The organism is Tardiphaga sp. 20_F10_N6_6 (assembly GCF_052076045.1).
GTDB lineage: Bacteria > Pseudomonadota > Alphaproteobacteria > Rhizobiales > Xanthobacteraceae > Tardiphaga > Tardiphaga robiniae.
This window is the reverse complement of record NZ_CP197239.1, coordinates 5,195,186-5,208,560: the sequence shown is the minus strand read 5'-3', so window position 1 is coordinate 5,208,560 and position 13,375 is coordinate 5,195,186. Positions and strand designations below refer to the sequence as shown.

Below are 13,375 nucleotides of genomic sequence, written 5' to 3'. Positions count from 1 at the left end.
GGCGGCTTCCCGCGACAAAACCACTGTCACACCGTTGTCTTGTTGCGATGAAATGGATCGCTCATCCGGATGCGATGAGGTGCGCCATGACGATTGTCTCCGAATACGAAGACGGCGGTCAGCCCGCGTGGTCGAACGAAGCCACGCATCGCATGAACCGGATGTATCGCTGGCAGCGCTTCATCTATGACGCGACGCGCCGGTACTATCTTCTCGGCCGCGATCAGCTCATCGCAGAACTCGTGCCTGCGCCGGGCGCGACGGTGCTGGAGATCGGCTGCGGTACCGGCCGCAATCTCGTTCAGGCTGCCCGCAGATATCCGCAAGCGGTATTCTACGGCATCGATATTTCGACCGAGATGCTGACCACGGCCATCGCGTCCATTGCACGCAACGACCTCACGGATACCGTCCGCGTCGCCCACGGCGATGCAACGAATTTCGATCCGTCGCGCATTTTCGCCGTTCCGTCATTCGATCACGTCATGATTTCCTACAGCCTCTCGATGATCCCGAGCTGGCAGGATGTGCTCGACCACGCCGTATCGCAGCTCAAGCCTGGCGGGCGACTACACATCGTCGATTTCGGCCATCAGGAGCGGTTACCGAAGATCGCGAGCAAGCTGCTGTTGCACTGGCTGACACTGTTCGACGTGACGCCGCGCCGCGAGCTTCTCGATGTGCTGAAGGCGCTCGCCGAGCGTCATCACGCCAATCTCGATTTCAATCGCCCGTTCCGCGGCTACGCGCAGTCTGCGGTGTTGACGCTGCCGACGTAATTCAGGCCAGCTTGCGTCTGTTGACATTCCGGTAGGCTTCAACGGCGCCGAACAGCGTCAGCGACAGCACGAACGGAATCAGGTGATAGAACAGCCGGAACAGCAGCAGCACAGCCAGCAGCTGCTCGGTATGTTCGCCGCCAAGCCCGACCAAGATCGTTGCATCGAACACGCCGATGCCGGCGGGTGCATGACTGGCGAATCCCAATAGCGTCGCGGCGATGAAGACGACGATCACCTGCGCGACGCCAACATCCATCGTCTCCGGGATCAGCACATACATCGCCAGTGCCGCCGCGCCGAGATCGACGAGCCCGATGCCGATCTGAAAGAACACGTTGCGCCCGCTCGGCACCGGCACCGACCAGGTGCGACCGCCGAGTGTCCGCATACCGTTCCACGTCCAGCCGACATAAGCGATGATACCCACGAGAATTGCCACCGCGATGAAACGGTTGATTTCGGGCGAAAGCTGATCGATCCGGCTGATGGCGCCCGGCTCGTGCAGGGTGCTGAGCGCCAGCGCGGTGAGATTGCCGAGCCAGAAGGTCAGGCCGGTGAGAAAGCAGATGCGGGCGACGCCGGCGGGGCCGATGCCGTGCGGTGCATAGATCCGGTAGCGCACGGCCGATGACACCAGCAGCACTGCGCCGGTTCCGTGCGAAATCGGATAGCTGGTGAAATTGGCCAGCGCTGCAATCCTGAAGGGAATGTCCCCCCGCCCGATCATCTGCAGCGCCAGCCAGTCATACAGCGTCAGGCTGCCATAGGAGATCGCCACCAACACCAGCGAGAGTGCGATGCTGCTTGGCGGTACCATGTGCATGGCAGACAGCACGTGGGCGAAATCCACGCCCTTGAGCGCCTTGGTCAGCGCCATAAACGCAATCGTAGCAATTGCTATGCTAAGGAGCGCGCCAAGCCACCTCCAGCTGAGGCGCGTACGCATCAGCTGCATGATATTTTTCAATGCGGGTGGCACATTGTTCTACTTTTCATTAGGTCTGAGCACGCCGTGATTCGCGCATGTGTTCGCGCGTTCTGTTGCACGTCCATGTGACAGCTGCGCAAAAGCAGCGTTTTGGCGCCGCCCAACAATCCGGTGATTTCCAGATTTCGCCCCCGCGATGTCGCATCAAGGTCATGCGGGTTCCGTAAGCCATACGCACTGAATGCACTGATTCATCCAAGCAGGACACCATGTCGACCGAGACCGAATATCAGCTCACCGAAAACCAGTGGGACACATTGCGGAGGCTTCGCCCCGCGATCCTGCCACCGGCCAAGCTGAACCGTTACGTTCTCGATCAGCTGGTTGCGATGGGACTGGTTGCGCTATCGGACACCGATCCGGCGCTGACACCCACGGGCCGCGCCGTGGTTCTGCGCGGCTGTCCGCGACTGTGGGATCTGGCAGCCTGAGCCGAGGCTTGCGCCGTCAGGGCGCATCCACCCGCTGAAGCAGAAATGCGAGCGCGTCCTCGCAGCGATCTTCGACCTTGAAGCTGAGAAACTCGTCGGCGCGCGTGCGGCCGAGATTAACCGCGGCGATGGGAATCTCCGCGCGCACCGCCGCTTGCACGAAGCGAAAGCCGGAATAGACCATCAAAGACGAACCGGCGATCAGCATGGCATCGGCCTTCTGCACGTGGCCGAGCGCGGCATCGACGAAGTCGCGCGGCACGTTCTCGCCGAAGAACACGACATCCGGCTTGAGGATGCCGCCGCAGATCTCGCAAGCCGGCACGACAAAGGATGCGAAATCGACGCCCTCCAGATCGGCATCGCCATCGGGCGCAACGGCCGCATCGAGGTCCAGCCATCCCGCGTTCAAGCGACCCATCCCGTGCTGAAACTCGTCTCGCCGAATCCGGCGTTCGCAGCCCATGCAGCGCACGAGGTCGAGCCGGCCGTGGAGGTCGATGACCTTCTTGCTGCCAGCGGCCTGATGCAACCGGTCGACATTCTGGGTCAGCAGAACTTCGCATTTGCCGATCTGTTCAAGACACGCCAATGCGTGATGCGCATCGTTTGGTCGCGCCTGGCCAAACCGACGCCAGCCAATGAGACTGCGCGCCCAATAACGCTGCCGCGTCAATTCCTCGCCCATGAAGGCCTGAAAGGTCACAGGCTGTGTGCGTTTCCAGTTGCCGTCGGTGTCGCGATAATCGGGAATGCCCGAATTGGTGCTGCACCCGGCACCGGTCAGGACAAACAGACGTTGATGGCGATCGACGAAGTCGCGGAGGACATTGGGTGGGGTCATAGGGGAACGTTTATCTCTCGGCAGCAAATCATGCCAAGCTACCACGGATGCGGCACCTGGCACTGCATATGTGGGGACGGAATTCGGCGAGTCCACCACGCGAGATCACGCCGCGGCGTCGAATATCGCTGGCGAGCGGATGAACCGGTTTGTTCATGAGTGGAGACAAGGTGCTTGCGACAGTCGGAATGACTCATTTTATCTGGCAGAAAACATTTCCTGAAGCGCCGCTGCGCTTAGGTAAATGAACCGCAACAGAAACGATCGAGATTTCTGGGTCGGCAGCTCGAGGCTACGCGCCTAGACCCGATAGTCCCGGGCGGCTGACACACGCGGCTCCTTGCCGAAACGAAATCAATGGATGCTCCGCTTGGCCCAACCATAGGCGACCATTGCATCGTGAAACGCATTCCTAGCGTCAACAGTGCTGGCCGAATCTTCGCTCGCCGCAGTTAGCCTGCTGACGACGTCAACCCATTGAGGGGACGCGCGGGTTTCAGCTTCGACATAGCGCCGAATCCATCTCAGCGCCGAAACAACCGACAACAGCTTCCGATCACCGGTCGGAGTCTGGCCAGGCGCATCAGCGGTTAAAGTGATCGGCGCGAAGATGATCTGCACCGTTACCCCGTCGGTTAGTTGATGAAGTTCCAAGCCGATGTGGCGCAAAGTACAAGGTATCCGCAAAGTCACGAAATTCAATTTGGAAACAGACGCCCATAGGACCGCGCTGATGCCCATGAACCAATATGCTAACGAGAGCCCAACCGGCTGCTCGTCATCGGACGGTTCAACGTTCCATACATCTGCACGCCTCGAACGGCAGGTTCAAGATCGCGACAAAAGTCGATGCCGGTTACTAGGTCCGGCTCCATGCTTCGGCAGGTGGTCCCTGTCCGCCTTGCGCCATGAGCCAACCCTGGCGATGACCAAGCACGCGCAGCCTCAAATATGAATTTACTTGTCGAGCTTGAACACCATCTGTGTCGGGCGCACGAACCGCAATGCGATCAGAAGCAGCGTCATGACCATCACCATGTAGATCACGGCCATGGCATCGATAGAATAGACGGGGCGGACACCACCGGCAAACATGTTGTAGAATAACGCGACGACGAGCGTCTGCGATCCACCGCCGCCGAGAAGAAATGCGAGCTCGAAATTCGATATCGTATTGACCAGCACAAGGACGCCGGCGGTCAGTATTCCCGGTACCATCAGGGGAAACAGAATCCGCCTGAAAATCTGAGCCCGGCTTGCGCCAAGCATTGACCCACTCCATTCCAGATTGACGCTGATCTGCTCGAAAAATGGCATCAACACGAAGACGGCCAACGGGACCATCGGCACCAAGACCGCCAGAATCACGCCGACGACGGATCCGCCGACCCCATATCGGTAGAGAGTGGTTGCCAGCGGGATCCCGTAGGTCATCTGCGGGATCACCAGCGGCAGAAAATACAGCAGCAGAATGACCGATTTGAATCGGAAATTTCGTCGCGCAAGAATGTAAGCGGCCGGAAATCCAATGGCCAATGCAAGGAAGACAACGACGACCACGATCAGCAGCGTGACGCCCAACACCTGCCCCAGATCGAAATTCTTCCACGCATAAGCAAACCAGTCCGTCGTATAGGCCGGCGGCAGCAGGCCGCCGAACCAACGCTTGGCGAACGAGCTCACGACAACGTGCGACACGATCCCGAGCATGTTGAGGATAAAACCCACAATGAACAGATAGAGCGAGAGCTTCCACATTCTGCTTCGCATTGTGCGGCCCTATCTCTTTCCGACGCCCATGGTCGCTGCCGGCGACAACCGGCGACGGAACAGGATGATGACCAGCAGTGCTGCCAGCTGACACAGGCCCATAACCACCGCGATCGCGGAAGCAGCCGACATGTCATATTGTTCGAAGGCCTTCTGATAGGCCGCAATAGAGATCGTGCGCGTGGTACCCGCCGGCTGCCCGAGCATGATGGCGGACGGAAAGACCGCGAAGCTCATGACGAACACCAGCGCGAATGCGATGGCAAGACCGGGCGCGATGAGCGGCAGCATCACACGCCGGAAGACGATCGAAGGTGTCGCACCCAGCATCCGCGCCGAGCGTTCAAGGCTGGGATCGATGCCGGATATGTATCCCAGCAGCATCAGGAAGCAGAACGGGAACTGCTGCATGAACAACGCCAGCATGACGCCTGCATAGTTATGAGTCAGAATGAACGGCTCTTTGATAAGCCCTAATCCGAGAAGGACCTGATTGAACCAACCCTGCGAACCATAGAAACCCAAGATACCTTCCGACAGCAGGATCACGCCAAGCGAAATAGGCATGATCAAGATCGTGGTCACGGTCCGTTCCATGAAAATGCCCCGGCGCATGCCGTAAGCCAGCCAAAGAGCGAGCAGAAGGACAACGATCGTAGTGGGAATCGCCAGACTGAAGGTGATCCAGATCGTACCATACTGATAGGGATCACTGAAGAAGGTGAGATAGTTCGCGAGGCTGAAGCCGCCAACCTTTTGCGGCTGAAGGCTGAGATAGACACCATACAGAAACGGATAGACGAACATGCAGAGAACGTAGAGCAAGGACGGCAGCAAACAGAAGAATGCCAGCGCGTCGAATTCGCTCTTCTCATCGTTGGCTACGGCGCGCATTATTTTCTCGCCTATTCCGCAGGAAGCAAGACGACCTTGTCGATCGGAAACTGAAGGCCAATCGTGTCGGCGGTTCGTATCGCCTCGGCGGTGCGTAACCAGACTCGCGTATTGTCATTGATGCGTATGGCGGCTTCCTGTTCCCGACCGAGATACTCGACCACTTCGACACGGCCACTAACATCTTCGGCACCGGAAACCACCTCACCGCCGGCCCGGATATCGTCTGGACGTATCGCCATCACCATGTCGGTATTCACGCGCACATCGGCCCCCGCCCGCGCCCGAATGCAGATTCCGTCACCGACGCCCTCGGCGATTCCGTTGGACACTGACGCGATCCTGACCTTGAAGAAATTCCGGAAACCCATGAAGTCCGCCACGAAGACATTCTTGGGCCGGTCGTGGATTTCCTGTGGGGTACCCGACTGCATCAGGACGCCATTGCGCAATACAACGATCCTGTCCGACAGTGACAGTGCTTCGGCCTGGTCGTGGGTCACGTAGATCGACGTCAGCCCCAGCGCGGCGTGGATCTGCTTGATCTCCGCCCGCATCTCGACTCTCAGCTTGGCATCGAGATTTGATAGCGGCTCGTCGAACAGCATCAGGCGCGGATGCAACACGAGGGCCCGCGCAATCGCAACGCGTTGCTGCTGACCACCGGAGAGCTGGCCCGGATAGCGCTCCTCATAGCCCGTCAATTGCACCAGCATGAGCATCGCATCGGTACGCTTCTTGATCTCCTCCTTCGACAATGGCTTCAAGGTGAGCCCGAACGAAACGTTGTCGAAGACCGTCATGTGAGGAAACAGCGCGTAGTTTTGAAACACCATTCCGAACGCACGCTTCTCGGGCGGCAGATGATCGACCCGCGCTCCATTGAGCCTGATCTCGCCCTCGGTCGCCGCAATCAGGCCAGCGACGATCGACAAGGCCGTCGACTTTCCGCATCCACTCGGTCCGAGGAAGGTGACGAACTCGCCCTTTCGGATATCGAGTTCAAGGTTGTCCAGTACGGTCTTGTTGCCATAGCGCTTGGTGATTCCAAGCTTCAGCGAGTCCAACGTATCTCCCGGCCCGTTCATGTCGTCCCGTTTCTGAGTAAGAAGCAACACAGCCACCGGCGGGTCCGTGCATGCGGACCCACACGCTCATCGAATTGATTACTTCTTGACCTGGTTTGCGCCCACTTCCCGGTCCCAACGATCCATCGCGTAGCTCAATTCCTTCACGCCGAGCGGCGGGGATACTTTCCACTTGGTGCCGACTTCGTCGTATTCGGGCCGCCAAAACTCCTTCACCAGTTCCTGAATCTCCTTGGGCGCCTTTTCCATGGTGGCCGCGGTGATCGTCGGCCCAATGAAGCCCGGCCAGGAAAGCACCTGCTGCTCCGGTCGGCGCATGAACTTCATGAGATCGAGAATGACGTCGACCTGTTCTTTCGGCACGCCTGTGGGGATGCACCAGTAATGTCCGTCGACCACGAAGGTCGTGTTCTGAAGGATGGTGATCTTGGAGTCCGGCGGGATGACGCTCTGGGCACGCGGCTTCATGTCCCATTCCATGATGCCGGCGATGATCCAGCGTTGCCCCTGGGCGAATTCCTTCAATGTGATCGCGGTGCCCGTCGGATAGTATTCGACGTACTGCCCAAGCTCCTTCAGATAGGCCCAGGTCTTGTCCCACCCCTTGTCGGGATCGAGTGGCTTCGAGTCATTTAGAATGTGCGCCATGCCCAGTACGATCGACCGACCCGGTCCGCTATTCGCCGGACGCGCATACATCAGCCGGCCCGGATTTGCCTTTGCCCAGGCCAACAATTCTTCGGCGGTTTTCGGCGGGTTGGGCACCTTGCTGGGATTGTAGACGAACACCGGCCCGCCGGCGTTGCCCACCGACGGCACCATATAATCGCGGCCTTCGTCGTATAGCGCCTTGCCGGCAGGCGTCATCTCATCGCGCGGAAACAGCTTCTCAAAATCAGGAATCTTGATCAACTGGTTGTTGGCCGCGAGAAACGCACCACCGTCCTGTCCAGTCAGCACAAGGTTGATGTCCAGCCGTCCGGCATCCTGCTGAGCTTTGATCTTGGCCGGCAACTCCGGCGCCGGCGCGCGCTGAATCCTGATCTCCTTGATCTTGTCGGGATTGGCCTTTTTGTAGTTCTCGATGATGACCTGGGTAGATGCCAGATCTCCCCCGGTATCGATGATCGAGAGAACGATGGGCTCGGCGGCCTTCAGAGGTTCACCAGCGAAGGCCGTCACGGCGAGGACAGCCACAGCGCCGGCGCGCAATAATGCATTCGGACAGATGCGCATTTCCGATTCCTCCCTGGCATATGCACCCGCGTCGCGCGCGGTTGTCATTTATTTGTAAACATAGCATCGACGAGTTAGGCGACATCTGTCAAGCATTGGGAGATCGCAATCGGCCGATCATGAGCAGGACTTGCTGATGTCGCGATGTCGCACCTTGCCCGTCTTGCTCGCTCGCATATCAATCTGTGACGTCATACCCGCCCCTAAGAGCCGACAAGTCGGCGCCTTGAGAAGGTCGGCCATCGGGAGAAACGCATGCCAATTGGAGTCGGCCTGATTGGGCTCGGAATGGCGGTGAAGCCGCATATTCTTTCGTTGCTTGAATTGCAGGCGCAGGGACGGATTACGATCGTCGGCGGATTTGCGCCGTCAGCGGACCGCCGGTCAGCGTTTTCACAGCAGTGGGGCGTTCCGATTTTCGATAGCCAAGAGGATTTGCTGTCGCGCTCCGATCTCGATCTCGTCCTGATACTGACGCCCCCTGGAACGCATCTGGCGACCGTGCAGGCTGCAGCCGCAGCAGGAAAGCACATTCTGGTGGAGAAGCCCGTCGAGATATCGGTTGCCAGGGGTGAGGAACTAGCGGCCGTCACGGAGGCTGCCGGCGTGCGGTGCGGCGTGTGCCTGCAACATCGCTTTCGTCCCGCAGCACTACGCCTGAAGGCGGCGCTGGATCAGGGAGATCTGGGCGATATCCTGTCGGCGAGTGCATCGATCCGCTGGTGGCGTGATGACGCCTATTTCCGTCAACCGGGCCGCGGCATGAAGGCTCGCGATGGCGGCGGCGTATTGCTCACACAGGCCATCCATACGCTCGATCTGCTTCTGCATTTCGTGGGACCGCACAAGGACGTTGCCGGCTTTGCATCGACCTCACCGCTCCGAACGATCGATACGGAAGACGTGACCGCGGCGGCGGTCCGTTTCCAAAGCGGTGCCATCGGCGTACTCGATGCCACCAGTGTTGCGCGGCCCGGCTATCCGGAGCGTATCGAAATCGCTGGCACACGCGGCTCGGCCTATCTCGAGACGTTCCAGTTGGCCATCCATCGCCACGAAGGCCCGCCAGAGACGGTCGGGACTGCGCAATCGGGCGGAGGTGGCGCCGATCCGATGGCATTCGATCATGGCCCGCATCGGAGCGTGATCACCGAGATGCTGGATGCCATCGAACAACGACGCGAGCCGTCCAATAGCGTGCGCTCCGCTCTTCACGTGCAGCGGCTGATCGAGGCCTGGCTGTCAGACGCCGCCGCCCACGCTTGACCGACGCTCTCACGACCGCTTGCGCCCAAGCAGTTTGGCCAGCGCTGCAATCCCGGATTGTCAGCGGCAGTGCACCGACTTGTCAAAAAGATGTAATGTTGCCAAAGACTGGAGCATGTTCGGAGCAAGGACGGGGTGAACATGGGCTCAACGGTCAAACGGGACGACATTTCGGAGCGCCCGGCTGTGACGGGAAAGCTTAGCGACCGCGTCTACGATCATGTCCTCAGCCAGATCACGGTCGGAATTTACCCGGTCAATTCGCGGCTTCCTCCAGAGACACGCCTGGCAGATCAGCTTGGCGTTTCACGCCCGGTCGTCCGTGAAGCGCTGATGCGGCTGCGCGATGACGGCGTCGTCGCATCGCGGCAGGGCGCCGGTTCGTTCGTGATGCGACGTCCCGCGGCAGACGTTTACAACTACGCTCCCGTGGGAAGCATTGCCGACATACAGCGCTGTTTCGTATTTCGGATCGGCATCGAAGGAGAAGCCGCCGCGCTTGCCGCGCGCGATCACGATCCGGAAGGTCTGCGCCGGATCCGCGACGCTATCGCGGCACTGGATCAAGTGATCGCGGATGCCGCGCTCGGCGTGGAGGAAGACATTGCGTTCCACCGTTCGGTCGCAGAGGCCACCGGCAACCGCTTCTTCGCCGCGACTCTCGCCGCGATCCAGTCTCAGGTGAGCGTGGGTATCACGCTCAATCGAAATCTCTCCTTGATCCAGCCTCGCGACCGACTTCTGCGTGGGCAAGAGGAGCACCGGGCCGTGCTCGATGCGATCGCCTCCAGAGATGAAGCCGGAGCTCGCGAAGCCATGCGATCGCATATCGAAAACGCCCGCAAGCGCGTTTTTGAGGGCGGATAGCTGCGCGCAGCAGCAGCTCGCGCGCCCGAGTGGTTGTACTCAGATGAAAATCGGGAGATTCTTGACAGATGGCGGCGCCGCGAAAGGACGCTAAGTCATTGAAATCATGGTCGGAGTGGCAGGATTCGAACCTGCGACCCCTGCGTCCCGAACGCAGTGCTCTACCGGGCTGAGCCACACTCCGACTAAGAGCGCGGCTTATAGCCTTGGGTTTCGCATCCTGCAAGAACCCCGGTAAAGAAGCCTGACCAATTTTCGAGACCAAGGATCTGCCCCGCATGGCCGTTGGCCTGACCACCCGGATGAGCCCCGCCGACCCCGCCCATATTGCGGAGGCGGCGCGCTGCCTGCGCGCGGGCGGGCTGCTGGCGTTCCCGACGGAGACGGTCTACGGGCTCGGCGCCGATGCGGCCAATCCACGGGCTGTGGCGGGAATCTATGAGGCCAAGGGCCGGCCGTCATTCAATCCGCTGATCGCCCATGTGGCCGATCTCGCCGCTGCCCGGCGCATTGCCCGATTCGATGCGCGCGCGCTGGCGCTTGCCGAGGCGTTCTGGCCGGGGCCGCTGACGCTGGTGCTGCCCAAGGCGGCGGACTGCCCGGTGGCCGATCTGGCCACCGCCGGCCTCGATACCATTGCCATGCGTGTGCCGGCCCATCCCGTGGCCCACGCGCTCCTGCAGGCCTTTGGCGGCGCCGTGGTGGCGCCGTCGGCCAATATCTCCGGGCATGTCTCGCCGACCACCGCAGCCCATGTGCTGAGCGATCTGGATGGCCGGATCGACATGATTCTCGATGGCGGACCGGTTGAAGTGGGCGTTGAATCCACCATCGTCGGTTGTTTCGACACGCCGATGCTGCTCCGCCCCGGTGGCCTGCCGCGCGAAGCGATCGAACGGGTGCTGGGCCAGCCGCTGGCGAGCCCGCCGGACGACCCCGCAAGCGATACAAATCAGCCGCTGGCGCCGGGCATGCTCGCCTCGCATTATGCGCCGCGGACACGGGTGCGGCTGCTGGCCGAGGCTGTGAATCCCGGCGAGGCGCTACTGGCTTTCGGATCGGCCCCGCTGCCGGGCATCGAGGCCGCCGCCGCTGTCCTGAATTTGTCCGAACAGGGCGATCTCGGGGAAGCCGCCACCAATCTTTTCGGCTATCTTCGCGCGCTCGACGCCGCTGCTATAGCTTCGGGCGCCAGCGGCATCGCGGTGATGCCGGTGCCGAACCACGGGCTCGGCGAAGCCATCAATGACCGGCTGCGCCGCGCCGCCGTGTAACTCGAACGCAAGACCAAGAAACGCGCCAAGAAAATATCCAAGGGAATAGTTATGAATATCGTCCAGCCGAAGCCGCCCACGCTTTCCCCCGAAACCATCGCGCGCTTCCGGGCCATCGTCGGCGACAAATACGCCATCACCGATCAGGCCGACGTGCATCAATACGTCACCGAGGATCGCAACCTGTTCTTCGGCACCTCGCCGCTGGTGCTGCGCCCGGGCTCGACCGCCGAAGTCGCCGCGATCTGCAAACTCGCCACCGAGACCCGCACCGCACTGGTGCCGCAAGGCGGCAATACCGGCCTCGTCGGCGGCCAGACCCCCTATGGCGGCGAGGTCGTGCTGTCGATGCGCCGGATGGACAAGGTGCGCGATCTGGACACGTCGTCCAACACCATGACGGTGGAAGCCGGCCTCGTGCTGCAGGTTGCGCAGCAGCGCGCTGCGGAAGCCGACCGGCTGTTTCCGCTGTCACTGGGCTCCGAAGGCAGCTGCACCATCGGCGGCAATCTCTCCAGCAATGCTGGCGGTACGACCGCCCTCGCCTATGGCGTCGCGCGGGAAATGGCCCTCGGCCTCGAAGTCGTGCTCGCCGATGGCCGCATTCTCAATGGCCTGTCCAAGCTGAAGAAGGACAATACCGGTTACGACCTGCGCAATATCTTCATCGGTGCCGAAGGCTCGCTCGGCATCATCACTGCGGCAACGCTGAAGCTGTTTCCGAAGCCGCGCGCGGTCGAGACCGCCTTTGTCGGCCTGAAGTCGCCAGACGATGCGCTGAAGCTGCTCGGCATCTCCCGCTCCGAGGCCGCCGGCAATCTCACCAGTTTCGAACTGATCGCCGATATCGCCGTCGATTTCAGCGTCCGCCACGGCATCGGCATTCGCGATCCGCTCACCAGCAAGCACGCCTGGTATGTCTTGATGGAATTGTCGTCGGGACGCGACGATGCCCGCGCGACACTGGAAGCGATCCTCGAACGCGGCTTTGAAGACGGCATCGTGGATGACGCCGTGATCGCCGAAAATATCGCCCACCGTCAGGCGTTCTGGAAACTGCGTGAGGAAATCTCGCCAGCGCAGAAGCCGGAAGGCGGATCGATCAAGCACGATATCTCGGTGCCAGTCGCTTCCGTGCCCGCCTTCATCGCCGAAGCCAATGCTGCCGTCGTGAAGCTGATGCCCGGCGCACGTCCGGTGCCATTCGGCCATCTCGGCGACGGCAACATCCACTACAATGTCACACAGCCCAAGGAAACGCTCGGCGACAGCGACGGCCGCGAGAAATTCCTGGCGCGCTGGCACGACGTCAACGAAGTCGTCTTCGACGTCGTGTTGCGCATGGGCGGCTCGATCTCCGCCGAACATGGCATCGGCCAGATGAAGGCGGCTGAGCTGCCCTCGGTGAAGGACCCCGTCGCCATCGAGCTGATGCGCAGCTTGAAGGCGATGCTGGATCCGCTGAACATCCTCAATCCGGGCAAGGTGCTGCTGCCGGTGCAACATTGAAAGTTGCCCGGCTCGTCGACACCGACATTCAAGCGGTCGTTCAGCTCTGGCTGCGCTGCGGACTGGTCCGGCCCTGGAACGATCCGGAGGCCGATATCAGGCTGGCGCGCGCAGGCACCAATGCCGATGTCCTGGTCGGTCGCAAGGGAAGGACCATCGTCGCCTCCGTGTTGGTCGGCCATGATGGCCATCGCGGCTGGGTCTATTACGTCTCGGTCGATCCCGAGCACCAGCGCCAGGATTTCGGCCGTGGCATCATGAGTGCAGCCGAAGACTGGCTGCGCGAGCGCGGCATCGAGAAGATGCAGCTCATGGTGCGCTCGGATAACACCAAGGTGCAGGCATTCTATGAGTCGCTCGGCTATGGCGAACAGAAGCGCGTGATCTATGCCAAGTGGCTCGACGGACGGCCGTTGACGCCGTGAA

Annotated in this window: 14 protein-coding genes and 1 tRNA gene; 7 read left to right on the top strand and 8 right to left on the bottom strand. The window is 60.7% G+C overall.

Going from position 1 to position 13,375, the window contains the following annotated elements; genetic code table 11:
• The first annotated feature begins 86 nt into the window (after window positions 1-86).
• Window positions 87-779: a class I SAM-dependent methyltransferase gene (locus AB7813_RS24915; protein ID WP_441228637.1), complete on the top strand. Its 693-nt coding sequence runs from the start codon at window positions 87-89 to the stop codon at window positions 777-779.
• Between the two features lies 1 nt (window position 780).
• On the opposite strand, the gene AB7813_RS24910 is transcribed toward AB7813_RS24915, so the two are convergent.
• Window positions 781-1,659 (bottom strand): UPF0104 family protein, encoded by an 879-nt coding sequence (locus tag AB7813_RS24910; protein WP_175368793.1) that lies wholly within the window; start codon window positions 1,657-1,659, stop codon window positions 781-783.
• Window positions 1,660-1,979: 320 nt separating this feature from the next.
• Here AB7813_RS24910 and AB7813_RS24905 point away from each other — a divergent pair, with 320 nt between their 5' ends.
• Window positions 1,980-2,201 carry a hypothetical protein gene (locus AB7813_RS24905; RefSeq protein ID WP_175368792.1) on the top strand — a complete coding sequence of 74 codons (222 nt, stop codon included), beginning with the start codon at window positions 1,980-1,982 and terminating at the stop codon, window positions 2,199-2,201.
• 16 nt (window positions 2,202-2,217) lie between these two features.
• On the opposite strand, the gene AB7813_RS24900 is transcribed toward AB7813_RS24905, so the two are convergent.
• The 6 genes from AB7813_RS24900 to AB7813_RS24875 all read right to left on the bottom strand — a co-directional run bounded on the left by AB7813_RS24900 (window position 2,218) and on the right by AB7813_RS24875 (window position 8,033).
• Complete coding sequence (locus tag AB7813_RS24900) at window positions 2,218-3,045, bottom strand: NAD-dependent protein deacetylase (protein WP_441228636.1); 828 nt, start codon at window positions 3,043-3,045, stop codon at window positions 2,218-2,220.
• A 354-nt stretch (window positions 3,046-3,399) separates the two neighbouring features.
• On the bottom strand, window positions 3,400-3,786 hold the full coding sequence (locus AB7813_RS24895; protein ID WP_441228635.1) for a hypothetical protein: 387 nt from the start codon (window positions 3,784-3,786) through the stop codon (window positions 3,400-3,402).
• 216 nt (window positions 3,787-4,002) lie between these two features.
• A complete protein-coding gene (locus tag AB7813_RS24890) occupies window positions 4,003-4,803 on the bottom strand; it encodes an ABC transporter permease (protein WP_244628390.1) in 801 nt (266 codons plus the stop codon).
• A gap of 21 nt (window positions 4,804-4,824) precedes the next feature.
• Window positions 4,825-5,709 (bottom strand): ABC transporter permease, encoded by an 885-nt coding sequence (locus tag AB7813_RS24885; protein WP_093759510.1) that lies wholly within the window; start codon window positions 5,707-5,709, stop codon window positions 4,825-4,827.
• Between the two features lie 11 nt (window positions 5,710-5,720).
• The gene (locus AB7813_RS24880; RefSeq protein WP_439057190.1) at window positions 5,721-6,776 is read right to left on the bottom strand and encodes an ABC transporter ATP-binding protein; all 1,056 of its coding nucleotides are present in this window, start codon (window positions 6,774-6,776) and stop codon (window positions 5,721-5,723) included.
• Window positions 6,777-6,875: 99 nt separating this feature from the next.
• Window positions 6,876-8,033, bottom strand: coding sequence for an ABC transporter substrate-binding protein (locus tag AB7813_RS24875; RefSeq protein ID WP_441228634.1), 1,158 nt, complete (start codon window positions 8,031-8,033; stop codon window positions 6,876-6,878).
• A gap of 255 nt (window positions 8,034-8,288) precedes the next feature.
• On the opposite strand from AB7813_RS24875, the gene AB7813_RS24870 reads away from it, so the two are divergent.
• Together AB7813_RS24870 and AB7813_RS24865 are read left to right on the top strand one after the other, a co-directional pair.
• Entirely contained in the window at window positions 8,289-9,299 is a 1,011-nt protein-coding gene (locus tag AB7813_RS24870) for a Gfo/Idh/MocA family protein (RefSeq protein ID WP_175368787.1), read from the top strand.
• A gap of 141 nt (window positions 9,300-9,440) precedes the next feature.
• Window positions 9,441-10,166, top strand: coding sequence for a FadR/GntR family transcriptional regulator (locus tag AB7813_RS24865; RefSeq protein ID WP_175368786.1), 726 nt, complete (start codon window positions 9,441-9,443; stop codon window positions 10,164-10,166).
• 107 nt (window positions 10,167-10,273) lie between these two features.
• On the opposite strand, the gene AB7813_RS24860 is transcribed toward AB7813_RS24865, so the two are convergent.
• Window positions 10,274-10,350: transfer RNA gene (locus tag AB7813_RS24860), tRNA-Pro, on the bottom strand.
• A 94-nt stretch (window positions 10,351-10,444) separates the two neighbouring features.
• Between AB7813_RS24860 and AB7813_RS24855 the strand changes: the two genes are divergently transcribed.
• Genes AB7813_RS24855 through AB7813_RS24845 form a run of 3 tightly spaced genes read left to right on the top strand, consistent with a single transcriptional unit; the run spans window position 10,445 to window position 13,374 of the window.
• Complete coding sequence (locus AB7813_RS24855) at window positions 10,445-11,440, top strand: L-threonylcarbamoyladenylate synthase (RefSeq protein ID WP_175368785.1); 996 nt, start codon at window positions 10,445-10,447, stop codon at window positions 11,438-11,440.
• Window positions 11,441-11,491: 51 nt separating this feature from the next.
• Window positions 11,492-12,949 carry an FAD-binding oxidoreductase gene (locus AB7813_RS24850; protein ID WP_175368784.1) on the top strand — a complete coding sequence of 486 codons (1,458 nt, stop codon included), beginning with the start codon at window positions 11,492-11,494 and terminating at the stop codon, window positions 12,947-12,949.
• Window positions 12,946-13,374, top strand: coding sequence for a GNAT family acetyltransferase (locus AB7813_RS24845; protein ID WP_175368783.1), 429 nt, complete (start codon window positions 12,946-12,948; stop codon window positions 13,372-13,374). Before AB7813_RS24850 ends, AB7813_RS24845 begins: the two co-directional genes overlap by 4 nt.
• The last annotated feature ends 1 nt before the right edge of the window (window position 13,375 follow it).

Excerpts from the sequence above, each read along its gene's own strand:
- AB7813_RS24915 (WP_441228637.1), top strand. The coding sequence starts at position 87 with ATGACGATTGTCTCCGAATACGAAGACGGCGGTCAGCCCGCGTGGTCG.
- AB7813_RS24910 (WP_175368793.1), bottom strand. The coding sequence starts at position 1,659 with ATGGCGCTGACCAAGGCGCTCAAGGGCGTGGATTTCGCCCACGTGCTG.
- AB7813_RS24905 (WP_175368792.1), top strand. The coding sequence starts at position 1,980 with ATGTCGACCGAGACCGAATATCAGCTCACCGAAAACCAGTGGGACACA.
- AB7813_RS24900 (WP_441228636.1), bottom strand. The coding sequence starts at position 3,045 with ATGACCCCACCCAATGTCCTCCGCGACTTCGTCGATCGCCATCAACGT.
- AB7813_RS24895 (WP_441228635.1), bottom strand. The coding sequence starts at position 3,786 with ATGGGCATCAGCGCGGTCCTATGGGCGTCTGTTTCCAAATTGAATTTC.
- AB7813_RS24890 (WP_244628390.1), bottom strand. The coding sequence starts at position 4,803 with ATGTGGAAGCTCTCGCTCTATCTGTTCATTGTGGGTTTTATCCTCAAC.
- AB7813_RS24885 (WP_093759510.1), bottom strand. The coding sequence starts at position 5,709 with ATGCGCGCCGTAGCCAACGATGAGAAGAGCGAATTCGACGCGCTGGCA.
- AB7813_RS24875 (WP_441228634.1), bottom strand. The coding sequence starts at position 8,033 with ATGCGCATCTGTCCGAATGCATTATTGCGCGCCGGCGCTGTGGCTGTC.
- AB7813_RS24870 (WP_175368787.1), top strand. The coding sequence starts at position 8,289 with ATGCCAATTGGAGTCGGCCTGATTGGGCTCGGAATGGCGGTGAAGCCG.
- AB7813_RS24865 (WP_175368786.1), top strand. The coding sequence starts at position 9,441 with ATGGGCTCAACGGTCAAACGGGACGACATTTCGGAGCGCCCGGCTGTG.
- AB7813_RS24855 (WP_175368785.1), top strand. The coding sequence starts at position 10,445 with ATGGCCGTTGGCCTGACCACCCGGATGAGCCCCGCCGACCCCGCCCAT.
- AB7813_RS24850 (WP_175368784.1), top strand. The coding sequence starts at position 11,492 with ATGAATATCGTCCAGCCGAAGCCGCCCACGCTTTCCCCCGAAACCATC.